The 26,246-nt window shown below is 36.2% G+C and carries 15 protein-coding genes; 6 read left to right on the top strand and 9 right to left on the bottom strand.

Annotated elements, in window-relative coordinates:
* On the top strand, window positions 1–215 hold a 215-nt coding region (locus F6K15_RS24445), incomplete at its 5' end, for a hypothetical protein (RefSeq protein WP_363268611.1).
* 992 nt (window positions 216–1,207) lie between these two features.
* Here F6K15_RS24445 and F6K15_RS24440 read toward each other — a convergent pair.
* Window positions 1,208–2,938 carry an asparagine synthetase B gene (locus F6K15_RS24440; protein ID WP_293065537.1) on the bottom strand — a complete coding sequence of 577 codons (1,731 nt, stop codon included), beginning with the start codon at window positions 2,936–2,938 and terminating at the stop codon, window positions 1,208–1,210.
* Window positions 2,939–4,290: 1,352 nt separating this feature from the next.
* On the opposite strand from F6K15_RS24440, the gene F6K15_RS24435 reads away from it, so the two are divergent.
* Together F6K15_RS24435 and F6K15_RS24430 are read left to right on the top strand one after the other, a co-directional pair.
* A complete protein-coding gene (locus tag F6K15_RS24435; RefSeq protein ID WP_293065535.1) occupies window positions 4,291–7,707 on the top strand; it encodes a response regulator in 3,417 nt (1,138 codons plus the stop codon).
* Window positions 7,708–8,517: 810 nt separating this feature from the next.
* Window positions 8,518–9,327 (top strand): aspartate/glutamate racemase family protein, encoded by an 810-nt coding sequence (locus F6K15_RS24430; protein WP_293065532.1) that lies wholly within the window; start codon window positions 8,518–8,520, stop codon window positions 9,325–9,327.
* A gap of 120 nt (window positions 9,328–9,447) precedes the next feature.
* Here F6K15_RS24430 and F6K15_RS24425 read toward each other — a convergent pair whose 3' ends face one another.
* The 3 genes from F6K15_RS24425 to F6K15_RS24415 form a co-directional block, all read right to left on the bottom strand.
* Window positions 9,448–10,749, bottom strand: a complete 1,302-nt coding sequence (locus tag F6K15_RS24425; RefSeq protein ID WP_293065529.1) for a dicarboxylate/amino acid:cation symporter — start codon at window positions 10,747–10,749, stop codon at window positions 9,448–9,450.
* A 446-nt stretch (window positions 10,750–11,195) separates the two neighbouring features.
* Window positions 11,196–12,389: a transporter substrate-binding domain-containing protein gene (locus F6K15_RS24420; protein WP_293065526.1), complete on the bottom strand. Its 1,194-nt coding sequence runs from the start codon at window positions 12,387–12,389 to the stop codon at window positions 11,196–11,198.
* A gap of 564 nt (window positions 12,390–12,953) precedes the next feature.
* Entirely contained in the window at window positions 12,954–15,638 is a 2,685-nt protein-coding gene (locus F6K15_RS24415; RefSeq protein WP_293065524.1) for a HEAT repeat domain-containing protein, read from the bottom strand.
* Window positions 15,639–16,596: 958 nt separating this feature from the next.
* Between F6K15_RS24415 and pip the strand changes: the two genes are divergently transcribed.
* On the top strand, window positions 16,597–17,544 hold the full coding sequence (gene pip / locus F6K15_RS24410; protein ID WP_293065521.1) for a prolyl aminopeptidase: 948 nt from the start codon (window positions 16,597–16,599) through the stop codon (window positions 17,542–17,544).
* 632 nt (window positions 17,545–18,176) lie between these two features.
* On the opposite strand, the gene F6K15_RS24405 is transcribed toward pip, so the two are convergent.
* Entirely contained in the window at window positions 18,177–18,959 is a 783-nt protein-coding gene (locus tag F6K15_RS24405; protein WP_293065519.1) for a methyltransferase domain-containing protein, read from the bottom strand.
* Between the two features lie 392 nt (window positions 18,960–19,351).
* Here F6K15_RS24405 and F6K15_RS24400 point away from each other — a divergent pair, with 392 nt between their 5' ends.
* On the top strand, window positions 19,352–20,779 hold the full coding sequence (locus tag F6K15_RS24400) for an adenylate/guanylate cyclase domain-containing protein (protein WP_293065516.1): 1,428 nt from the start codon (window positions 19,352–19,354) through the stop codon (window positions 20,777–20,779).
* A gap of 468 nt (window positions 20,780–21,247) precedes the next feature.
* On the opposite strand, the gene F6K15_RS24395 is transcribed toward F6K15_RS24400, so the two are convergent.
* The 4 genes from F6K15_RS24395 to bioB all read right to left on the bottom strand — a co-directional run bounded on the left by F6K15_RS24395 (window position 21,248) and on the right by bioB (window position 24,723).
* Window positions 21,248–21,757, bottom strand: coding sequence for a pentapeptide repeat-containing protein (locus tag F6K15_RS24395; protein ID WP_363268617.1), 510 nt, complete (start codon window positions 21,755–21,757; stop codon window positions 21,248–21,250).
* A 254-nt stretch (window positions 21,758–22,011) separates the two neighbouring features.
* Window positions 22,012–22,506 (bottom strand): signal peptidase II, encoded by a 495-nt coding sequence (lspA, locus tag F6K15_RS24390; protein WP_293065510.1) that lies wholly within the window; start codon window positions 22,504–22,506, stop codon window positions 22,012–22,014.
* Between the two features lie 376 nt (window positions 22,507–22,882).
* Complete coding sequence (locus F6K15_RS24385; protein WP_293065507.1) at window positions 22,883–23,467, bottom strand: biotin transporter BioY; 585 nt, start codon at window positions 23,465–23,467, stop codon at window positions 22,883–22,885.
* Between the two features lie 149 nt (window positions 23,468–23,616).
* Window positions 23,617–24,723, bottom strand: a complete 1,107-nt coding sequence (gene bioB, locus F6K15_RS24380; RefSeq protein WP_293065504.1) for a biotin synthase BioB — start codon at window positions 24,721–24,723, stop codon at window positions 23,617–23,619.
* 269 nt (window positions 24,724–24,992) lie between these two features.
* Between bioB and pstS the strand changes: the two genes are divergently transcribed.
* Window positions 24,993–26,078: a phosphate ABC transporter substrate-binding protein PstS gene (gene pstS, locus F6K15_RS24375; RefSeq protein WP_293065501.1), complete on the top strand. Its 1,086-nt coding sequence runs from the start codon at window positions 24,993–24,995 to the stop codon at window positions 26,076–26,078.
* The last annotated feature ends 168 nt before the right edge of the window (window positions 26,079–26,246 follow it).

Here is a 26,246-nt window from a genome sequence, read left to right as displayed (position 1 = left end):
GATTTTATGTAGAATTAGAATCTTTTTCTCCTGGTAAATTACTACAAGTAGTTTCTCAAGGTATTGCTAAAACTCAAGCAGTAGCTAATGGTTATACTTCCACTTCAGAGAATAGTTTAGATTCTGGTGATAGTGGTGATGATGGAATAATTTTTATTGGTGTTGATGATGATAATCGAAATATAGGTTTTTTCCCATCTGATAGTTTTGGTTAAATATCGTAGGTTGGGTTAAGTGAAGCGCAACCCAACAAAAACATATATATCTATATCTATAATTGTGAGGTTTATCCTATGGATAAGCTACCCTAATACCGTTTCACTAAATTAGGTTTTTTCTATCTGATATTTTTGGTTAATTTAGGTTGGATTAAGTGAAATGCAACCCAACAAAAACATATATCTATAATTGTTAGGTTTTTCCTGTGGATAAGCTACCCTAATACCGTTTCACTAAAGTAGGTTTTTTCATATCTGATAGTTTTGGTTAAATATTGTAGGTTGGGTTAAGTGAAGCGCAACCCAACAAAAATATATATCTAATTATCAAATTCAAAAAAGGTCATTACAGTAAAAAAGAGGGTAGGGAGTAGGAAGTATAATAACCTTTTTTCCCTACTGATGATAGAAATTATATTAGGGATTTGTTGATTAAATATCAAAGCATTAACAGATAAAAGTTTTAGCCTTTTCAGAGTGAAAAAAAGTGCAACTTTTTCAGCTTGAGAGACCAAAAAATTAGGATTTTGGGCTGACTATGGCAGAAAAATCGAGGGATAAAATATCCGACTACCTCCTCTAAATTTCCCGTTACTTCTGACCCCTGACTCCTGACTCCTACCTCTACCATAGATACTTTTTCAGCAAACCCTATTTATAAGAATAGTTCATTAATTGATAATTGATAATTGATAATGGATAATTGATAATTACCTCTGGTTAAAACCGCTACGGAATTGAATATAAGGAAATATTATTTCTTCACAGGAGTCGATTGGATATGGTTAGGAAACCCATCCATCCCACCCTACGGGAAGCTCCGCTTTTTCCTACGGAATGCTCCGCAAACATGTCGCGTAGCGTTAACGGAGTTGTGCGCCAGCAAAACGACCGCTTTTTTCCTCTTAAAAGGGGAGGCTTCAAGGCGCGAATTATTTAATTACTAATTATTAATAATTCGGTAATTCTAAATTCTAAATTCTAAATTCTTAAAGATTAACTTGCAGCCAAATTTCTAAACTTACTAATAACCAAAGCTGAATACCATAACGCCTCCAAGTATCCCCACGATAATTTAACCAATCTTTAATTAAATCTTGATTGAAATAAGGAGCGATCGCTGCATTTTTACTTAACAATAAATTCCTCGTTCGACGTTGCCAAATTTGTCTAAACCAAAAGTTAACAGGTACCATCATTCCACTTTTTGGACGAGTTAATATTATCTCTGGTAATAAGTCTGCCACTGCTCGTTTTAATACCGCTTTTTCATCAGCACCAGATAATTTATATTCTGGTGGAATTTCTAAACTTAGTTCCACAATTCTTTGGTCAAATAATGGGGAAAGTCCGATTAAACTAGCCGCCCTAGTCATATTATTTACCTTAGTTAAAATATGGTCTGCTCCCTTAAATTTAATATTGAGTAACATCAAGCGGTTCAAATAATCCGCATCAGAATTTAAATCAGACTCAAATACATAAGGTTCTGTTTTTACAGCTTCCCAAATCTCCGGTTTTAATAGCTTAGATAAATCTGCAAAACATTTATGAAAAGAACTTAGATAAGATGAAACAATATCTGGCTTTCCTGACTGTAAAACACCATAAATATTATTTAATAACATCGGTTTATTTTTCGGTCCGCCAAAACAAGGATCGCCACCTTCACCATTCAGAATAACCTCCACATTTTCTGCTGCTAAATTTCCTAAAAGATAATTAGGAACTGTTAACGGATCGCCAATAGGGTCATCTAAATTTGCCATAGTAATTGGCAGTTTATTCCACATATCATCCGGTGTAATTTCTAGGATGTGATGTTGAGTTTGACAATGTTGAGCAACTAAACTTGAAAATTCTAATTCATTAGGTAATTCTGCACCAAAATGTATTGAATAAGTATGTACTGGATAACCATGATTTTTTGCTGCTAATGCCACAATACAACTCGAATCTAAACCCCCCGATAAATAAGCTCCCACTGGTTGATTATTTGGTAAATATTCAGGAATAATTGTATCTAGAAGAGAACGTAATTTTTCACCATGATATTCTAAAGGTCGGTCGGCATTTTTTACTTGTACTTGTGGTTGCCAATAAGACATTGGTGATGGAATTTTCAAATCATTAGTAAAACGGATAAAACTTCCCGGTCTTAACTCTTTTACTTCCTGCCAAAGAGTACGTTCCCCAGGCACAAAAGCACAACAAAGATAATCCCGTAAAGCTATTAAATCTAATTCATTAGAATGATAAGAAGAAAGAACTTTTAACCGAGGAGAAATCCAAATAGTTGACTCTTTAGTAGTGTAATATAAAGTCCGTCCACCCACGCGATCGCGCCCAATCCATAATTCTTTTTCTTCTCTATCCCAAACAGCTAAAGCAAAAATTCCTTCTAACAACAAAAAAGTTTTTTTGCCATAACTTTGCCATAATTCAGCAACTATTTGAGTAGCAGTAAGAGTAGCAGAAATATCTAAATTTTTTTGCAATTGTGACAGATTAGTTAAACAAATATCCCCCACAACAACAAACCTTTCATTAGAGCTAAAAGTAGGTTGAAATTGATGAATCAAAAAGTGGCGATCGCTCCAAGAAATATCTGCCTTTATCTGGTCTATTTTTCCCCAAGTAAGATGCCAACTAGGGGTAACTAAATTTTTATTTGTAGGAACAGATGATTGTCTATTTAATGATAAAAAATTAAACTTCATATCTACTAATAAAGTAAGGAAAAAGGAAGAGGGAAGAAAGAAGAGGGAGGAAAGCTTAAAAGCTTGAAAAAACATAAATTTTCTGTAGATATTCACCTTGGTTTTACACAAAAGATACCAGTGGACATGATATAATTACACTTAATTTAATTGTGTTATATCGCAATCAGGAATGAGATGTGAGAATTGAGGTATTCCTTTAAAGCATAGAATATAGCAGTTATCTTATTCTTATGTATTCATTTCTTCCCTCCATACCTATTCCCTATTCCCTCCATACCTAAAACAAAAGTCTCCAATATCTCACAACTAAAATCATATTGCTATACCAAGCGTGAAAAAAGAATTCTGAACTTAGACGACACTTCAATTATTAAATAATTATTGCTCTGCTGATTAAATCTAAAAGCATTGACATATAAAGAAAAGTGCCTTTTTGGGGCCTTTAAAAAGTGCCTGGTTTTCAGCCTAAAACGCTCAAACAGTTAGTATTTTAGGCAACAGTTGGGCAGAAAAATCATTCTTACAATTCTTGCTCCTACCTCCTCGCTCATTCCCATTTCTTCTATTTTCCCCTCCTGGGAGGGGGAGGGGCGAGGGGTGGGTTATATCCTACCCCTACTAAAAGACTTTTTCAGCAAACCCTAATTAACACAGACTAAATAACTTTTTTGATAATTAGCACCCCAATTATTGTTAATTATTCTAATATTTACTTCTCCCTTGCTCCCTTGCTTCCCCACTCCCCTACTCCCCTACTCCTCCGCTCCTGAATAATAATTAGGGTTTGCTAAAAAAGTATGAGTGGTAGGGGTAGGAGACAACCCACCCCTAACCCCTCCCAGGAGGGGAAGACAGGAGAAATTGGAATTTATAGGAGGTAGAAGTAAGAATTGTAAGAATGATTTTTCTGCCCAACTATGTGCCTAAAATACGCTCCTTTTTGAGCATAAAGAGCTGAAAAATTTGCACTTTTTTCGACTCCAAAAATGCTTTAGTCTTTATATGTCAATGCTTTTATATTTAATCAGCAAGTCCTAATTATTAATTATTAATTATTCATTATTCATTATTTTGTAGCTCACGCTTTTTAGGAATTGCTATAATCTAAAATATAGCAATCCGCGCATTAGTTGTGACAATTTTTATAATAGTTAATTTGAACTGAAAACCTTTCATATTCTGACCCCTGTACGTCCCCAATCCGATGGCTCCCCTACCTGACTCCTAACTCCTAACTCCTAACTCCCAGCAAAATATTACAACTTAAATAGGATTGCTATATGTAGATAAGATCGAGTCTAATAAATAGATTTAGTATCAGATCCTAACAATACAAATATTTAAAGACTATGGCATCTATAAATCAAGATTTCTCGATCCAGAATACTAGAAAAAATTCCCTGCGCAACGTTTTTATTGTGCCTTTTATTTTACAAATATTAACAACATTTGCATTAATTGGTTATCTCTCTTTTAGAAATGGAGAAAAAGCAGTTAATAGATTAGCAAGTCAATGGGAACATGAAGTGACAAACCGTGTCGAAGACCACCTAAATCATTACCTAGAATACCCTCATATTATTGTTCAAAGTAATATCAATGCTATTCAACTCCAACAACTAAATACCAGAAATATTGATACCTTAGCCTTTCATTTCATTAAACAAATTCAATTGTATAAATTTGTTTCTGCTATTTATTTTACAGGTGACTATGAAAATGGAGAATATGCTCAAGGCAGACGAAATATAGATGGTACTCTAAATATAAAAGTATTTGAAGATTTTCCCAATCGTGTCGATTATCTCGTAAATAAAGAAGGTCAACGTATTAAAAAGCTGCAAAGTAGAGATTTTTATCCCCAAATAAGACCTTGGTATCAAGCTGCAATCAAAGCACAGAAACCAACCTGGACTGAAATTTATAACTTTGTTGGCCCGGGTGAACTAGGCATTACATTTTCTGCACCTGTTTTAGACAAAACTGGGCAATTCAGGGGAGTAATTGCTGTTGATTTGATTCTGAGTGATATTAGTGATTTTCTCAGAAAACTAGAAATTCCCTCTAGTAGTCAAGTTTTTCTGTTAGAAACTTCTGGAGATTTGATTGCTAGTTCCACACCGGAAAAGCCCTATTTTTTATCAGAAGAAAGTCAAATGCCACAAAGAATAAAAGCAGCAGCTAGTCAAAATCAATTAACTCAAGCAGCTGCCAAATATTTGATGCGAAAAGTAGAGAACCTTTCCAAAATTAAAACAACTCAAGAACTGAAATTTAAAGTTAATGGCCAAGCTCATTTTCTGCATATTGCTCCACTCGAACTTCAGCAAGGTTTAGACTGGATACTTGTAATAGCTGTCCCGACTTCTGATGTGATGGGAGAGATTCATGCTAATACACGCACCACCATATTACTTTGTATTGGAGCTTTAACTGTAGCAATTGTAGTAGTAATTATGACAGTAAGTTTAGTTACCGCACCTATTCTCAAACTTAATTCTGCTGCCAAAAAAATTACTCAAGGTAAATGGGACACTCAACTCAATATTAACCGTAACGATGAAGTGGGAGAACTGACCCACTCTTTTAATTGTATGGCAAACCAACTCAAAAATTCCTTTAAATCTCTAGAAGCAAATAACCAACAACTCAAGGAACTCGATCGCATCAAAGACGAATTTTTAGCGAACACTTCTCACGAACTACGAACCCCCCTCAATGGTATTATCGGTATTGGTGAATTTCTTTTAGAAAGCAATACAGAAAATTTGAATCAAGTCACCACTGGCAACTTAACGATGATAGTTTCTAGCGCTCGTCGTCTCTCCAACCTTGTCAACGACATTCTTGACTTTTCTAAAATCAAACATCACACACTAGCATTAGACTTTAAACCTGTTGATGTTTATGGAGTGGTAGAAGCAGTAGTCATCTTAAATCTTTTACTCAGCAAAAAGAAAAATCTCAAACTAATAAATGCTACTCCTAAAGATTTACCCCCCGTCTATGCTGATGAAAACCGTCTACAACAAATTCTATATAACTTAATCGGTAATGCTATTAAATTTACTGAGTCTGGTCAAGTCAAAATCTCAGCAGAATTAGTTGACAACCATAAGACAAACTTCGAGCGACAACCCTGCACCCAAGAGCTAGATATAGATAAATCTCAGCAACTGATAATAGTCGTCTCCGATACTGGTATCGGTATTCCCGCTGATAAACTAGAGCGCATCTTTGAATCATTTGAGCAAGGAGAAGGTTCCACAGCTAGAAAATATGGGGGTACAGGTTTAGGGTTAGCAGTCACAAAACAATTAGTTGAACTCCATAGCGGTCAGATATGGGTTGAGTCTGAGGTCGGTATCGGTTCTCATTTTCGCTTTACCCTGCCCATTTCTCAAAAACCTGTAACCGATACCCCATCTCTTTCGACTCCTAAAATCAACAGTATTCGTCATCCAGTCGAGCAAGTAGAAATACTTGTAGAAAATGAACCCAACGAATCTTATTTAGCTGATGGTGATTTCCACATTTTAGTTGTTGATGATGAACCAATAAACATTCAAGTTCTCAACAATCACTTAACAGCAAATCACTACAAAGTTACCCAAGCATTAAACGGAAAAAGTGCTTTAGCTGCTTTAGATAGAGAAGAAAATATAGACTTAATTTTGCTAGATGTAATGATGCCTGATATATCTGGTTATGAAGTTTGCGCTAAAATTCGGGAAAAATATCCTGCCCAAAGTTTGCCAATTTTAATGTTAACAGCTAAAAATCAAGTGGCTGATTTAGTCATGGGTTTTCAATTTGGTGCTAATGATTATCTGACTAAACCTTTTGCCAAAGATGAATTATTAACTAGAGTGAAAACTCATCTTCAATTATCAAAAATTACTAACGCTTACGGACGTTTTGTCCCCCATGAATATGTCAAATTACTCTCTAAAGAAAATATTATTGATGTTAATTTAGGCGATCGAGTTTGTAAAGAAATGGCAATTTTCTTTTCTGATATTCGTTCTTTTACTACTCTATCTGAGAAGATGACAGCTCAAGAAACTTTTGCTTTTGTTAACGGTTATTTACAACAAGTTGCCCCAGAAATTCGCGGTCGCAATGGTTTAATTATTAAGTTTATGGGAGATGGCATTATGGCAGTATTTCCTAATGGTGTTGATGATGCTATACAGTCATCTATTTCTCAGCTTCATAAATTACACAAATATAATCAAACTCTACAAGCTCAAGGTTTATTTCCCATTAAAATTGGAGTAGGTATTCATTGGGGTCACATGATGGTGGGTATAGTGGGAGAGAAAACTCGAATGTCGGGAGATGCAATTTCTGATAATGTCAATTTGACAGCTCGTTTAGAAGGTTTAACTAAGTATTATGGAGTTTCTTTATTAATTTCTGAGTCAGCTTTTCAGAGTTTAAAAAATCCAGAAAAATATCAAATTAGGTTTTTAGACCGAGCATCTGTTAAGGGTAGAGATGAACCAATTAATGTTTATGAAGTGATGGATGCTGAAATTGATGAAGTGCGAGAATTAAAGTTAAAAACTCAGGCAGATTTTGAAAGTGCTACAAAATATTTTTGCTCTGGAGATTTAGTTTCAGCTAAACATTATTTTGACAAAGTATTAGCAGTAAATTCTTCAGACCAAACAGCCAAACTTTATTTAGATAGAATTGATAAATTAATATCAACTGGTATTCCAGAAAACTGGAATGGAGTTTGGGCATTTACGCAAAAGTAATATAGTAGGCAATAGGCAATAGGGAACAGTATTATAACTAGCACTTTGTAGGTTGGGTTAAGCGGCAGCGCAACCCAACAGATACGATATGATTGTTGGTTTTATCCTCCGGATAAGCTCCGCTAATGCGGACTCAACCCAACCTACATGATAACTATTTCATCTTACAGCGCTTTTCAAGTCGATGAACCACATCTTTACAAACAAAACCCTGTAGGGACGTTCCATGGAACGTCCCTACTGTGGTCTACCGTGCAGGAAAACTGCTGTAAATAGTGCATTAGGGAGTAGGGGCCCCACCCCTTTTCCCCTCCACCGGAGGGGAAAAGGGGAGTCTGACAATAAATAAATATAGGTTTTCGGTGAGTTACGCTACCGCTAACGCACCATACTAGCGCTACACTTATTGCAACATTTTAGATGTGTCAGTCTAGTACTATATTTTTTTTCTAAATTTACGGAATAGGGAATCAAGAACAGGTAGTAGGTAATAGGTGAATATCGAAAGATAGAAAATCTGAACATAATATAATTCTGTTTTTCTTTGCCACCTTACTTCTTTCCTTCTTCCTTTTAAAGGGTGATTTTCTTCTGACTCCTAACTCCTAACTGCTCATGACTCCCTAAGTTCTTTATTACTATTCAACCGGAAATGATCTTAGCACAATAAATATGCCTTGAAACTCACTCCCTTACCTACTGAAAATCACTCGAATTTCATTTTTAAATCACCACCACCACCAGAAATTAGGAAGATGATTAAAGTATAGAAGTTAAAAACAAAAATAAAACAATACGAAAAACAAAATTATGATGAAACAAGCAATTAGACAACAAGCAATGCCAGGAATTCTTGGTGGATTAGGGCCACTAGCACATATTGAATTTGAACGTCGTTTAATTGCTTTAAATGCAGAACGAGGTGCTACCTCCGATAGCGATCATCCCGTTTCGATTCTAATTAATGCAACTGATGTTCCAGACCGTACTCAAAGCTTGCTGGGAAATGCCCCAAGTTGTACTCCTTCGCTAGTGAAATATGGGAAAATACTACAAATGGCAGGAGCAAATTTTTTAGTAATTACCTGTAATACAGCTCATGGATTTTACGAAGCTGTACAATCTCAGTTAGATATTCCCTGGATTCATATGATGAATATCACTGCACAATATATTAAAAGTCATTATCCTCATAGTCGCCGAGTAGGAATTTTATCAACAACAGGAACATTACAAGCTCAACTCTATCATAATAGTTTAAGTGCTTTAGGATTAACTGCGATCGCTCCACCCTTAAACTCTCCATTACAAAGAGATATTATGCATGCAATTTACAATCCTGTTTGGGGAATTAAAGCAACAGGAGTCGAAATTTTCCCACCGGCAATTTCAATTTTAGAAAATGCTATAACTTGGTTAAAAGAGCAAGGAGCAGAATTAGTCATTGCTGGATGTACTGAAATATCAGTAGTATTGCAACAACTCAGACTTCATTCACTGATTAATATTGACCCCCTTGATATTCTTGCCAATCTGACTTTAGATTTAGCATTTGGTCATCAAGAAATTCCCATCATTAGACCCAACTCATCTACTCAAAAATTATACCAATTCACTTAAAAAATGTCACAAATAGCCAAATAATAAGCTGAAATAACTGTAAAATTCAGGTTTCAAGTCACTAAAATATAACTTCTGACTTCTGACTTCTGACTTCTGACTTCTGATTTGCGCGTAGCGCTATAATGCTGGCGATCGCTTATAATCAGCAACTGCTGCTGTAGCTGCAATTCCTGTATGGACAATCCCCAAAGTCCGGAACGGATCGATAATTGGGTCTACCGCAATCAATAGTACCAATATTGCTTCTAGTGGTAATCCCAAAGGTTGCAGTACTAAATCTAATAATGTTAAAGTTAAAATTCCCGTTGCTCCTGCTGTTGCCATTCCGGCTAAAATGGAAGCAATAATCATAATTACAAAACTAGGTAAGTTTAATTGATGTTGATAAAGTTGAGCTACAAATACGGAAGTTGTAGCAAAATAAGCCACGGGACCGAATCTACAAACGGTAATTGCCAGAGGAATCACTAAATTAACTGTTTGTTTATCAAATTTCAGGAGTTCAGTTAAAGCAGAAATGGAAGACGGTAAACAGGTAAAACTACTCCTAGTTGCCAAAGCTAAAATTGTTGGTTCTTTTAAACTAATCAACACTTTCCACAAAGAACAATCTGCCTTTTGCCAAACAACCAGGGTGCTAACTACATAAATAATAAAAAATATTAAAATTGTCACGATCACAAAATTTTTCATAGCAGCTAAAATACCAAAACCTGTCGTCGCTATTTGGCTAGCTAAAAGACAACATAAACCCATGGGCAAGAATAAAATTATCCAATCAATTAACTTTTTTGAAGCTTTAAATATAGTTTCTAAAATATTAAACACTTCTTCCTTATAAGATTCTTTGAGATATCCCATTGCTACGCCAAAAACAATAGCAAAAAAAAGTATTTCCAGAGCATTACCCTCACTTAAAGATGCAAAAATATTCTCAGGAACTAAATTAAATAAAAAAGATATTAAATTTGTTTCTGGCTCGACCACTTCTTCAATAATTTCACCAGTAAGAGATACCTCTAAATCTAATTGGGATTTGTTAACAATTATACCCAAAGCTGTTAAACTTGAATCGTCTAAATTCCCTCCAGGATTAGTGAGTAATGTAACAATTACTCCAATTATACTTACGCCAATAAGACCAATTGAAAATACAATTAAAATACGTTTGACATATTTATTAGCATCCTGACTACCTATTAGCCTGCCTACGCTCATTGTTATTGCTGAAAATAACAAAGGTAAAACACACATTTTCAACAGTTCAAGATAAAGATTTCCAAAAGGAGTTAACATCGAAGCTGTATCTTTTTGAAAAATTCCTATATATAATCCTAATAAAATTCCAGGTACAATACACCATGGATTACGCAAGACTTTAATTAATGAATAAAAGTTGAATCCTTTGTTTTTTGTCATAATTAACAACTATGAAAATTTTTTATCTTTTGTGTAGGTTTAATACCCCACTTTACTGATAATTGATAACTGAAATGACAGGGGGTGGTTAAAATTGTTTAGGATTATAATACCAATTTGAAAAAAGAATGTTATGAATAGTAAGAGGGATAAAAAAACTTTACAGGAGATGTCCCTTCGACAAAAAAGATTATTTACGCCCTAAAAAATGGTATGAAAGCCATTCCCATACGACTCGGTCCTCCTGAGTTCCCCTCCACGGTCGGGGGAGGGGCGAGGGGTGGGTTGACTCCTAAGAAATACCCTAGCTATTTGTAGCAAACATTTATCAATTTGGTATAACACACTAAGTAGCCTGTCGTTGACTATCCATAAGCAATTTTCCCTTCTGCCTTCTGCCTTCTTCCTTCTGCCTTCTTACTTCTTCCTTCTGCCTTCTTCCTTCTTCAATTAAATTTATCTGCACTAGATGTTTCTAATAACTCAGAATACTCATCCAACAAACTCTTAACACTATAATGATTATTGGTAATTTGTAGATATAAATTAACAAATTCTAACAAGTGATTGCTAGACCATGGCAGAGCAATTGCTATCGGATCTTGAGTATCTGTTAGGGCAACAGTTTGAAAATTCAAAGCCACATTTGGTTGATTTATAACAATCTTTTTTACTTCTAATTCATCCCGGTAAGCTGCTAATATATCTCCTCGAATAGCACCTTTTACAACCTCTTCCCAACTCGGATATGTCACAATTGTAGCCTTGGGAAATTTCTGTTTGGCAAATCCCTCATAGGAAGAGCCATTAATTACTCCAATCTTTCCTTCAAAATCCCTCAAAAATTCTACTGTCTCTTTATTTTTAGCTGCTTTAGTTAATTGTATTCGGTTGAGTAATAAACCCTGGCGCATGGTCAAATAAGGACGAGAAAAAGAAATTATTTTAGCTCTATTCAAAGTTTGACTAAGTTTAGAAATCGCTAAATCTGCTTGACCTCGATCGACAAATTCAACCACTTCATTAAAAGTTTTAGCACTACGATTAATCTGAAGTTCAACCCCTAAAGCTTCAGCCAAACCTCTGGCAATTTTAATATCTAATCCTTCCAATTCACCCCTTTTATTTTTAACAAAAAAAGGTGAATTATCATACTCAGTCATCACAACAATTAACTCACCTCGGTCAACAATTTTTTGTATATCCGGAGAGAGCAACTTTACTGAGGAAGATTTTTGTGGGAAACTGCTAGTATTTCCTTGAAGTAAAGACCAAGTTTTTTCATCAACTATTGCAGTTGCTTCTAACCCCAAACTAATTTGAAAGTTATAAACAGCATCCTGAGTTTGTTCTCCATAAATTCCATCTATAGCTCCAGGATAATAACCTTTTTGTTTTAATCTAGTTTGTACCTGAATAACATCATATTCTTCACTATTTTCAGTTACTTGTGCATCTAAAGAATTAACAGACTGGATATCTTTTTTATTTCTAATCTCAGCAATTTTTTCGCCTGCTTCAATGGAAACAGAATTTGCGGAATGTTCTGTTTTTATAAAAGTTGTAAAAATAACAATTATTCCCAAAGCAACCAGAGTTAATTTTACAATTAAATATATTATTTTAGAGAATTTATTCATGGAATCTTTCCTGACTCCTCACGATATTTAGTAATACCATAATTTAATACTAACCTTCATCGGTAAGGATAGATTTTCAGAAATTATAATTTGGCATGATCTATCATACACAAGTGAACTTGTCAACTTTCCGGAAAAAAGTTTTAGGTGAGATATTTTATCTATTTTGACAACTCTCAAGACTTAGGCAAAAGACAAAATTATACACCATTTGTAGGGGTTAACATAGGACCTTTTTTTACGTTTAATCGGGGATATAAACCTCTCCTAAACTACCTGGCGCAATAGTTGCTGCCGATTTAACCCAAGGTCATTTCAGTTATCAGCACCTCTGCAATAAGGAGGCTTGACATCAGGAATATTCTCTCCTTGCAGCAATTTTCAAGTTGATGAACCACATTTTCACAAACAAAACCTTGTAGGGACGTTCCATGGAACGTCCCTACTGTGATCTACCCAAATAAAAATCGCTTTAAAAAGGAAGGCTTTAGACCACAATTTCTCGGTCAAAAAGCTGAATAGCTGATAGCTAGTTAAACTTGCTACAGATATAGCCTAGATTCGCTAAAATCCTTTTAAAGTTTTCAGAGCAAACTTTTGTACTTGCTCATCTAAGTCATTTTCAGCTCGATCGCACAATATCTGGAAAATTTGAGTCTTTTCTTGATATTGTTCAAGAATTACCTCTAACGCAGTTTGGCGAGGGTTATCCTCCCATTCTTCCTGACGTACAAATGGATCGGAATAGGCTCGAACGCCGAAAAATTCAAACATTCCAGGATCGTCATGCCAACCTAAAGCTAACTGCTGTATTGCCGAACGTCGTACATAAAAATTATCATCAGACTCAGCTAGTTTTTTGAGCATAATAACAGCACAAGGATCGTTTTTTCCGAGCATAGCAAATAATTCTAAAGCAGTTTGTCGCACATAAAAACTACTATCGCTCATAGCTACTTGTTTGATAATTGCTATCGCTTCAGGGTCATGTTGCCAACAAATACCCAATTCAACCACTGCTGTTTGTCGGACGCACACATCCTCATCAGAAATAGCTAATTTTTTAAATAACGCTAATGTCTCAGGGTCATCTTTCCAACCGAGAGCTAATTGCTGCATTGCTGCTTGTCTTACCTCTGGTTCATCTGTAGACTCAACCCTTTGTTTGAGAATAGTCAAAGTATCGGGGTCATCTTTCCATCCGAGAGCTAATTGTTGCATTGCTAGCTGTTGTAAATCTGGACATTTAGCCGATACTGCCAGCTTTTTGAGAGAAGATATAGTCTCAGGATCATCCTTCCAAGTAGTAGCTAATTGCAGTACTGCTGACTGTTGTAGCTCTGAACAATTGTCAGACGTAACCAGTTGTTTGATAATATCTAGAGTGTCAGGATCGTCTTTCCAGTCTGTAGCTAACTGTTCCATTGTTGCTTGTTGCACATCAGAAGACCGATCGTCAACTGCTTGTTGTTTCAACCAAGCTAAGATATTAGGGTCATCCTTACCATCATTGCCTAATTTAACGACCGCTGCTACTCGCACATCTGAACATTGGTCGGATACAGCAATTTGTTGCAGAGTTGCCAAAATATCATGGTCATTTTTCCAAGTACTAGCTAACAATTCCATTGCTGCTATGCGTACTTCTGAAAATTTATCGGACAATGCTGCTTGTTTAATAGTAGCGATCGCCTCTGGGTCATCTTTCCAACCAGTTACTAACATCTCCATTGCTGCAATTTGTACATCGTGGCGATCGTCAGACAAAGCAACTTTTTTGATGACTGTAAAGGTATCAGGATCGTCATGCCAAGCAGTAGCTAGTTGTTCAACTGCTAACTTCCTAGCGTGCCAACAGTCATCATTGAAAACGACTTGTTTGAGAATACTCAAAGTATCAGGGTCATCTTTCCAACCGATAGATAATTCTCGTATTGCTGCTACTCGTGCATCGGAGTTAGACAGAGCCAATTTTTTCAGCATAGCTAAAACACAAGGCTCATCTTTCCACCCAACAGTTAATTGTGCTACTGCGATCTCTCCCACTACCCAACATTCAGGAGACTCAGCCTGTTGTTTAAGAAAAGTCAAAACATCTGGGTCATGTTGCCAAAATGCACCCAACTGTACCACTGCCAGTTCTCGCATCCGCCAACATTCATCGGACTGCACAACCTGTTTGAGAATAGTTACTGTATCAGAGTCTTTTTGCCAGTTTTCGATCAAATAGCCCATTGCTGCTTTTCGCACTTCTGAAGCTGTATCTGATATCGCCAACTTTTTCATAATAGCTACTGTATCAGAATTTTCCTTCCAATCTTTGATTAACTGTTCCACTGCTGCCAGTCGGACATGAGAACACTGGTCAAATTCTGCCAGTTGTTTGAGAGTTGATAACGTATCTGGATCGTTTTCCAAATTTTCTGCTAGTTGACTCATCGCAGCTCGCCGTACCTCTGAAGCTTGAGCAGACAAAGCCAACTGTTTCAGAATAGTTCTGGTATCAATGTCATCTTTTGCCAGTTTGGCTAACTTGAATACTGCTTCTGAAGCTACATAAGGGCTTGGATCAGACATTGCCATTCCTTTGAGCCAGGCTAAAGTCTTGCCGTCATACTTCCCATCTTGATTTAATTTTTCTATGATGGTTAAACGTACTCCCCAATGTTTATCTGATTCCGCTCTTTGTCTGATCCAGGTCAGAGTATCTATATCTTGCCAACCTTCAGCTAAAAGTTCTACTGCTGTTTCCCGCAAAGCTTCATCAACATCAGAGACAGCTCGTTGTTTCAAGAATGCTAAGGTATCTGGCTCATTTTGCCAGTTTTGGGCTAACTGTTTGAGTGCTGCATAACGTACATTTGAGGAACGATATTGATCGGCTAAAATCAGTTGTTTCAGGAAAGCGATCGTATTTGGATCGTCATGCCAACCTGTAGTTAATTGAGTAAGTATGGGTTCTTGCACCCACCAATATTCGTTGTTAGATACTACAAATTGTTTGATAAAAGGTAATATACTAGGCTCATTTTGCCAACCTTGGACAAGATATTCTGTTGCAGCTCTCCGTACATCTGGACATTGATCGGATATAGCTAATTGTTTAAGAATAGCTAAAGTATCCGGGTTATTTTTCCATTCTATGGCTAGCTCTTCCAATGCTGCTATTCGCTGTTCTGGGTCTTCGTCAAACACTACTTGACGTTTGAGGGAAGATAAAGTGTGAGAGTCATTTTTGAGCATTATCATAGTGGCCTATTGTAAGTTAATAGTTTTTTTAGCTTTACGTTTAAATTGGATACTTGTAGGGAAAGTTTCACAGACTTAATCCATTATAAGTTAAATTACTTATAAATTAAATGAATAAAATTGCATCCTCAATAGATTTTATATAGACTGATAATTGTATAGGTATGTATAGGTAAAATCCTGAAATTCGAGAATTCAGGAAGATATGTCCAGCTAGTTGCCTATACATAAATTTTGCCTATATATTTAGAAAGGGAAGATAGTACTCAATATAATAATGACATCATGAAATGTATTAAGTAAGTGATAGGTATCACTCCTGGAAAAAATAAGAATTAGGACTTACGCAGATACGCTATATATAGTACTCATAACTATTGTCCAATAGTTACTGGACTCTATACACAGTGTCTTTGCGTAAGTCCTGAGAATATAACTATCGTATGTTATTCTGTGAATAATTAGACATCTCCTCCAAAAGAGGAAGTAGGAAGTATGGGGAAATAATTGATGATTTATGTACGATAATTGATTCTATTTTTGATTATCGGAGATGTCTATTTCAGAAGTGCGATCGCTTCTATCAGGAAGAGGTTGCATCTACTCACGACACTTTAGGCGCTAACACTTTTAGGAATTACACAGTATAACGCATTTTCGTCATTGCGACCCATAGGGAAGCAGTCTCAAATCCTAGTTTTTCCTACTTCATACGTCAGTCCTGACTTTGTTTTTGAGTTATCAATTTTTGATTGTTTGGCTTCCCTGATATGAATCTAGGGTTGTGTTAAAAATCTTTAATTTATTGCTAAAACTTTAGTGATTTATAGAACTATTCAGAATAATATGTTACTTTTTTCATACTAAAAATTATTTTAATTAATAATTAACAGTTGAAATAAATATTACTTCTGTTAAATTTTTCCTAAAATATCAATATAAATCTTGAAATATAACTATGCGAGAACTTTATCCACCCATTCAACCCTATCAAACAGGCAATCTCAAAGTTTCCGAGCTTCACACTATTTATTATGAAGAATGTGGCAACCCCCAAGGTAAACCAGTAGTATTTTTACATGGTGGACCAGGTGGTGGAATGATACCTCTTTATCGTCAATATTTTGACCCCAAAAAATGGCGAATTATTCTATTTGACCAACGAGGTTGTGGTCGTAGTACACCCCATGCTGAACTATCTCAAAATACTACTTGGGATTTAGTCAGCGATATAGAAAAACTACGAGTTCATCTAAGTATTGAAAAATGGGTTGTGTTTGGAGGTAGTTGGGGAAGCACTCTAGCATTAGCTTATAGTCAAACTCATCCAGAAAATTGCATAGGCTTAATTTTACGAGGTATTTTTATGGTGCGCCCGAAAGAAATTTCTTGGTTTTATCAAGAGGGTGCAAGTAATATTTTTCCTGATGCTTGGGAGGAATATTTAAAACCTATTCCTATAGAAGAAAGAGGTGATTTAGTTAAAGCTTATTATCAAAGATTAACCAGTAATGATGAAAAAGTGCGATTAGAAGCAGCACGTGCTTGGTCAATTTGGGAAGGAAGTACCAGTAAATTAATTCCAAATTCAAACGTATCACAACAATTTGGGGATAGTTATTTTGCTTTGGCTTTTGCTAGAATAGAATGTCATTATTTCATTAACAAATGTTTTTTTGAACATGAAGAACAGTTATTAAAAAATGTCGATAAAATTCGCAATATTCCTGGAGTAATTGTACAAGGAAGGTATGATGTTGTTTGTCCGATGGTATCAGCTTGGGAATTACATAAAGCTTGGCCGGAAGCTGAATTTATTGTCGTTCCAGATGCCGGACATTCAGTTTCTGAACCAGGAATTATAGATGCTCTAATTAGGGCAACTGATAAGCTGGCAATTCTTTGAAGAAGGCAGAAGGCAAAAGGCAGAAGGCAGAAGGGAAATGATAAAAAAACAGGGGAAGTCTATTTGATATAGCGCTGTGCGCAGGCAACAGGCAACAGCGGTCAGACCCCGCGACGACGCCAGTCGCAAGCGGTCGGACCCCGCGACGACGTCAGTCGCAAGGGAACGCCGACCAAGAGAGGGAATGCTGACCAAGAGAGGCAACAGGCAACAGGGGGAATAAAAGGCTGATAATATAAGACTTTTAGCTATTAGACATCTCCTGTTATTTGTAAATATGCCAGCGCACATTGCTATAATTGTCAGTATTTATCCCTGTTAAACTCTAAAGGCGTTAGGTTTTAAGTAGCGTGGTAAGCTTTTTTCACCTAAAGCCTAAAACCTTCTTCAATATAACTTTCAATAATTCAAATTATTGCTGAAAATTCCTACTTTTACGAAGCAATAAAATCGATTTTTTCCAGATAACTATTAACAAAAATATAGCGTTTCTCAGTAAGCGTTAAGTACACCTATCTTTTATTTATTTGTCTTCTGTTCCCTGTTGCCTGCTCCCTATTCCCTAAAACCAACGGATTTTGTACCTCACTTTTATTGGGAATTGCTATATGATATTAAACACAGAAATCATTCTAAACAAAACCACCAAATACTGCATATTTATAATATTTCCAAGGTACAGCTACAGGTATAAAATTAGCTGTTGTTAACATCTCCAAATGGGCAGACAAACTAGCTAATTGGTCTTGATTAGAATAACCATGAGGGTTGCTAGTACCCATTTTGGCACGAACCTCTGCTAAAGTAGTTCCTTGACTTATTGCCCACTCCTGCTGTATCTCTTTAAACACCTCTGCTAATCCTGTAGTTGCAGGCAAAACAGGATCGGCATTCCAAAAACAACCTCCATAACTTAAGTTTTTTCTAATCTTTTGAAATAATTTTAATTTCATACTATCGCTCAGATGATGAATAGCTAGAGATGATACACAAGCATTAAAACCATCACCAATAGGGGATAAATCAGCGTTATTTGCCCACTCACCAAAATCCATTTCTATTTCAGTCCACCTATTTGTATACCCAGCAGCATCAATTTTAGTTTTGGCAAATTCTAGCATCCGTGGAGAATAATCCACCGCTACTATCTGTGCGTTAGGATATTTATGTAATAGCTTTAAACTTAGTTCCCCAGTACCACAACCAAGTTCCAAAATGCGATCGCTATTTTTTGGCACACAACGCACTATGACATCCAACATTTCATCATATCGTGGTAATAAATGTCGAATACCAGTATCAAAATTAACAGGATGACTGAATACCTCTCCTGGAAAAATATTTTGCTTTTCTAAAAGTAAATCTTGAGAGTCGAAAAAATTTCTCAAGTTGCTTTCTGGATTAAGATTTTCCATCAGGATTAATTAATATGAGACTATAGCTTTAGATATCTTAACAAATTCTGTTTTTCTAGCTATATAGCGCTGCGCGCAGGCAACAGCCTCCCAGGAGGGGAATAAAAAGCTTATCAGATAAGACTTTTAGCTATTGGACACCTCCTGCCATTTGTAAATATCCCAGCGCACATTGCTATAATTGATTAAGAACATTAAAGTGTAATTAATACTAATTCAATAAAATAATGTTACAAATGAGTGATTTAAAATCCTTGTCAGGTATAGATTTTTCCATAGCAGTAATTTTGAAAATTGGTATAATAGGTTTTTAAATTAGATGAGGTACACCAGCGCCAAACCTTAAGCATTTTGGCTGATATGGCGCACGAATTTTTTTCAGTTTGGGTATTATGTATAAACTCATTTATAGAGTAAAAACTTTATTCATCCAACAACTCTACAAACGTACAGCATTAGTGTTAAGCATAATGTTCTGCATCGGTATTATTGCTGGTTTATGGAATACATATCATCTCTCATCTAAGCTAATTAAATCACAGGTACTGCAAAATGCTAGGCACTACGCTGAGACTATCCAAGCAGCTCGTACACTTTATTCAGAAGTAGTAACTCGTGCTAAAACAGTTGAAGGTATTAGTATCACTCACGACTATAAAATCATAGAAGGAGGAATTCCTATACCAGCAACATTTTTGATTGAATTAGGTCAATACATCCAGCTTAAAAATCCAGGAATGTCAGTCCGTCTCTACAGCAACTATCCCTTTCCCTCGCGTCAAGCAGAAGGTGGTCCCAGAGACAATTTTGAAGTCAAAGCTATCCGCTATTTGGAAAAAAAACCTAATTCAGAATTTTATCAATTTGTCAAATTTCAGGGACGTACTTCATTTCGATATGCTCAAGCAGACATTATGAAACCAAGCTGCGTTAGTTGTCATAATAACCACCCAGACAGTCCTAGAAAAGATTGGAAAGTTGGAGATGTTAGAGGTGTTTTGGAAATTACTCAACCACTCGATCGCATCATTAAGACAACTAATGCGGGATTACGAGATACATTTTTGACCTTGGCAGGATTGTCTGTATTAGGAATTATTGGCTTAACTTTAGTAATTAGCAAACTTCGACAAACTTCAAAAGAATTGGAGAAACGCGTAATTGAACGCACAGCAGAATTAGCAACAGAAAAAGAAAAATCAGAATCTCTACTACTAAATATTTTACCAGAACAAATAGCACAAAGACTAAAGCAAGGACATCATCAAATTGCTGACGGATTTGCAGAAGTGACGATCCTATTTGCTGATATTGTTGGTTTTACTCAACTCTCAGAAAAAATTCTACCGGAAGATTTGGTAATATTGCTCAATAAAATTTTTTCAGAATTTGATAAGTTGAGCGATCGCCACGGGTTAGAAAAAATTAAAACTATCGGAGATGCTTATATGGTTGCTAGTGGTCTACCTATTCCACGAGCAGACCATGCCCAAGCTGCTGCAGAAATGGCTCTTGATATGCAGCAAGAAATCAGCAAATTTAATTTACAGCATAATTTTGAACTCTGTATCCGCATTGGCATTAACACCGGACCTGTTGTTGCTGGGGTCATTGGCACGAAAAAGTATATTTACGACCTCTGGGGTGATGCAGTGAATACTGCTAGTCGCATGGAGTCTCATGGAATTCCCGGTACAATTCAAGTTTCTACAACAACTTACGATCTCTTATATAATAAGTATATTTTTCAGGAACGCGGTGCCATAGTAGTTAAAGGCAAGGGTGAAATGAAAACCTATTTATTAATTGGTAGAAAATAATAGATAGAAAAAAAGAAATCAGGAAAAGGATTAAAAGAAAAATTAGGTATTTAATTAAATTCCCATCGCCACTAAACATCAGATCAAATATAAATTGCTTCAGTTCAGAGCGATGGTCTCTTGAGTATCGGTAAGTACTTGTGAATTTGTTATTTTTCTTCAACAGTTTCATGCTGGATATATAGCAGTCACTATTACTGTATTTGACTTATGAAATATAGCAATGTGCCCTGGGATATCTACAAATTGCAGGAATTGTCCAATAGCTAAAAGTTTTATATTATTCCTGACGGAATGCTACGCAAACAGCTTTTTATCTCCCTATTGCCTATTGCCAGATGAGCTGTTGCCTGTTGCCTGCGCGCAGCGCTATAGCTGCAAACTTGGGAATATCAATAATCAAATTTCTTATTTCTGCTATATTTTTCATGTTTATGAAAAAAGAACCTCAATTTCTCAAAATTAGAGTTAAGGAGGACACCCCAAACTATCGCGGGTAGCTACTCCTGTAATAGGATTAATTCCTGAAGCATTTTTACACATTAATTTTACCTGATAGCGGTCTACTATTGCTCCAGAAAAATCTGCCCCTGTCACCACTGCATTACCGAAGGTGCTACTACTCAACATAGCATCTGTAAAAATAGCATTAGTTAAGTTAGTTTGATCGAAAGTGACTCGATCTGCAAAAGTATCAGTAAAATCTACATCACTTAAGTTTGCCTGAAAAAAGTCTCCTTTAGTAATAATTGTTTGTTGCATATTTGCCCCTTGAAAATTTGCACCCCACATTGTTGCACCTGCAAAGGAAGTACCGTGCAAATCTTTATTAGAAAAATCTCGATTTTTTAAATCTGTGAGAGTATAGTTTACGGTATTTTCCTGTGCTTGAGCTGAATCAATATGAATTGGCAAAATACCTACGACAGCTAATATTAAGACCAATACTAAAAATACTGTTTTCACCGCTAAAATCACTCCCAAAGTTGAGTATAACTAAATAATTAATATACCAAATTAGAGACCATCTTAACGAAGTCAGAAGTTAGAAGTTAGAAGTTAGAAGTGGGAAGACCTTTTAGAGGCGATCGCGCCTTTGAGAATTTAATCGTATAAAAGTCAATTTATAGCAGTTGCCATTACTGTATTTAACATATCAAACGCCAAATTTTTAGTTATCGTTAGAGAGAAGGAAAAACTTCTTCCTTCTTCCTTCTTCCTTCTTCCTTCTACTATTTCGGTCTACGTTTTGGTCTTCCACTAAAAAATGTAGCAATTAGTAAACAAACAATACCAATATTAATCGAGACATCTGCCACATTGAAAACGGGAAAATCTATGAGGCGAAAGTGTATAAAATCTACAACATAACCCAAAATGAACCGATCAATACCATTGCCCAGTGCCCCTCCTAAAATTAAACCGTAGCCCAGTTGTTCCCATTTATTAAATCTCGGCCCAAATAAAGCCCAGGCCATGAGGCCAAGACTAACAATCAAAGATAACCATCGCAGCCAATATACTCCACCATTGCTAAATAAACTAAAAGCTGCTCCAGTATTAGTAACATAGGTAAAGTGAAATACACCAGGCCACAAAGCCAGACTTTCTCCAAGTTGAAAATTTTGTACCACCCAAAACTTAGTCAAGTGGTCTAGTAAAATACTAATAATAGCAGCTATCCAGAATAAAAGATTCTTCTGAAAACGTAATTTCAAGGTTAACAATTACTATATTTATTTGAATTTATTCGTAAGCATTCAGCTGTCAGCTATCAGCCAGCCTCCTCCGGAGGAACTGCGAACTTCAGCTATTGCTTTTAGTTTTAGATAAAAGCTTTACTAATTGAGCCATAATTTATACTTACTATAAAAGCTGGCTGAAACAGTCTATATTCATTTAAATCCCCTTATCAGATCTGACAGCTAATAGCTGTTTGCGCAGCATTCCGCAGGAAATGCTTACATTTATTCTACAATTGAGCAAGAACTTTTTAAGTTAGCACTAATATCATAAATTTAGTTTTTGGAATAGGGAATATATATAGAAATTTTTTGTAGTTGTAAAAAATCTAATCTTTTTCTCTTTTAGAATTAGATATATCTAATAAAATAGTAAACGTCGTAGTAAATAAGCCATAACTGCTACAGCACATATAATTCCTAGTTGTCCTGGTAAAGGAAAAATAGAATATCTATAAATAGCTTCAAATAAAGATAATGAATCTACCTTTTTCCAGCCGAAAATGCTACTAATAATTAGATAAGTTAACCCAGTTATATGAACACTTAACAAGCCACATAAACAACTAAAAGTTAATGACTCTAGCTTGGGATATGCTTGAAAAGCTAAATTTCCACATATCCATGCCCCAGGAATAAAACCCAATAAATAACCAAAACTAGGTTCTCTCAAATAGCCTATACCACCGCCTTGACTAAAGACAGGTAATAAAGTTAGACCTAAAAATATATAAGCAATTTGAGAAATAACAGCAGCATTTTTTCCACCCAAACAACCGACAAACAAAACAGCACCAACTTGGTAAGTTACTCCTAATGAAAAAGTTTTAACTTCTTGTTGTTCCCAAATCCAAGTTGGACTTGCAAAAGAGGCAGGTAAAAATGTTGCAGCAATTGTCAAGAGTAAACCTGTAATTGCCCAAAGTAATTGAACTGTAATTGTCACGGCAATTAACAATTATTTCTTAAATATAAATAATTATTCTATCACCTCTGTAAGTATTCAGCCGTCAGCAATCAGCAATCAGCTATTGTTTTTTTAGATAACAATATGCAATTTTCCCTTCTGCCTTCTGCAATGCTGATAGCTGACAGCTAATAGCTAAATGCTTTTGGAATAGGAGCTTCCCCACCTTTTAGTCCTAGAGATTCAAGCATTGCTTGGTCTGTTTCTGGAGGTTGACCAAGAGTTGTCAGATAATGGCCAATCAACATAGCATTAATACCAGCTTTAAGGCCCAAGTTTTGCAATTCTCCCATCACAGCTTCTCGGCCACCAGCATAGCGAATAATTTGCTCTGGTAAAATCAGACGGAAAATAGCGATCGCTTTCAAAGCATCGTAGGGGTCTAACTTTGGCAATTCTCCTAAAGGTGTACCTTCACGAGGGTTTAATAAATTTAAGGGTACTGATTCAACTTGTAGTTCTCGCAAGGCCAAGGCCAAATCTATCCGGTCTTCCCAAGTTTCCCCCATACCAATAATTCCTCCCGTGCAAGCCTGAATACCTGCTGCCTTTAGGTTTTTCACAGTTTCTACTCGGTCATTCCAGCTATGAGTAGTTACTATTTCGGGGTAAAACTGTTCAGAGGCTTCCAAATTATGGTTATAGCGAGTTACTCCTGCTTCTGCTAATGCTTGAGCTTGTTCTGGTGTTACTTCTCCCAAAGCACAACAAGGCTTAATATTCGTCTCTGCAATAATTTGCCGTACTGTAGCCAGAATTTGCTCAAATTCTGTAGATTTGGGACTGTTATACTTAATACCTCTGCCCTGAGAAACCAAGCAAAATCTTTTAGCTCCACCAGCTTCTGCCGCCTTTGCTTGAGCTAATATTTCTTCTGTAGATTTGAGGCCATAAATTGGAGAAGCTTCTCCTGGGTGATGAGCTGACTGGGAACAGAAGCTACAGTTTTCTGAACAGCCTCCTGATTTAACATTAATGATGCTACATAGGTCTACAACATTACCACAGCAGGCTTGACGGACTCGATCTGCAGCTTCACAAAGTAGGAGGATCTCTTCTTGTCCTGCAATTTGGGTCAAGGTAATGGCCTCTTCTCGGTTTAGATGATAGCCAGAAATAATTTGCTCGGCCAAGTTTTGCAGCCATGTGTCTAGATGTTGTTTCTTATCTGGCAAAGATAGGAAAGTTTTAGTATTAGTTTCTTTAGTATTAGTTGATAGGGGTGTTTGAACCACAGCTAGCCTTTTAATTGCAATAATTTATCTGAATGCCGTAAAATCTTAGCATTTTTTTTCCACCTTTCTACAGTATTAGCTTCAGTGCTAAAAATTTCTTTACTAATTTTCACTTCTATGCTTTTAAGTTATTTGAGATAGTTAGGCGATCTATCTAACATTTGTTAACTTTTACTTAACCTATTCTTTACCTATTTTTTAACTTCATATGTTCAACTTGCATTAATGTTATGTCTTTTGTTTAAAGTCAGTATCAAAATTTAATAGTTATGCCACCTAGTATCAATTTTAGTCAAATAATTCGTAATACTTCTAAAGTATCCTTAGTAGCTCTAACAATTGGTCTAGCTACTACAATTACTGGAATCAAGTATGGCCTTGCTCAACAAAAAGTCGCCCTAGTTGGTGCTGGGGCATCTTTTCCAGCTCCTTTATATCAGCGTTGGTTTGCCGATATGAGAGATAGTCGTTCCGATGTTCAGGTAGATTATCAATCAGTTGGTAGTGGTGCTGGTGTCGAGAGATTTACTCAGGAATTAGTAGATTTTGGTGCTAGTGATGTGGCCATGAAAGATGATGAAATTGCCAAAGTTGGTAGGGGAGTAATGATGTTACCTATGACTGCAGGTAGCGTTGTCTTGGCTTACAATTTACCAGGTGTATCCGACATAAAATTATCCAGAGAGGCTTATGTAGATATCCTTTTGGGTAAAATCACAAATTGGAATGACCCCAAAATTGCTGCTGCTAATTCTGGTGTGAGTCTACCAGACTTACCAATTACTGTAGTTCATCGTTCTGATGGTAGTGGAACTACAGGAGTTTTTACTAAGCATCTGAGTGCTATTAGTCCAGAGTGGAAACAGAAAGTAGGCGAAGGAAAAACAGTTCAGTGGCCTACAGGTGTAGGTGGTGCTAAAAATGATGGTGTAGCTGCTTTAATTCGTCAAACAGAGGGTGGCATAGGTTATGTGGAATTTGGTTTTGCTAAGAGTGCTGGTCTCCCCACTGCAGCTTTGGAAAATAAATCTGGCAGTTATGTGAAAGCTTCTTTGGAGTCTGCTAAGTCTACTCTAGCAGCAGTGAAATTACCAGGAAATTTACGTGCTTTTATTAGCGATCCTGAAGGTAGTGGTTCTTACCCTATTGTTACTTACACTTGGATGTTGATTTATGGCCAATATGATGATGCAGCGAAAGCTCGGGGTATTGAGAAAATGATTGAGTATGGCTTAAATGAGGGTCAAAAGGTAAGTGCTGATTTAGGTTATATTCCACTCCCTGACAATGTTCGTCAAACAGTTGCATCAGCTGCTGATAAAATTAGCTCAGGCTACAAAATAAGTCTCAAGTAATTCTACACATTGACATACTCCCCAACCTAAAGGTGCGGGGGTTCTCCTGAAACCAGGATTCTTGGTTCAATGAGTCCACTTAAATCAGATACCTTACGATACCTAAGCCAGAGATGGTTCTCACGCCTGCGCGTTTGCTCTATTCCAAGAGCCTGTTCCCGTATGCCC

The organism is Okeania sp. SIO2B3, from assembly GCF_010672525.1.
Classification (GTDB): domain Bacteria; phylum Cyanobacteriota; class Cyanobacteriia; order Cyanobacteriales; family Microcoleaceae; genus Okeania.
The sequence above is the reverse complement of the archived record's forward strand: the minus strand, read 5'-3'. Positions and strand labels throughout refer to the sequence as shown.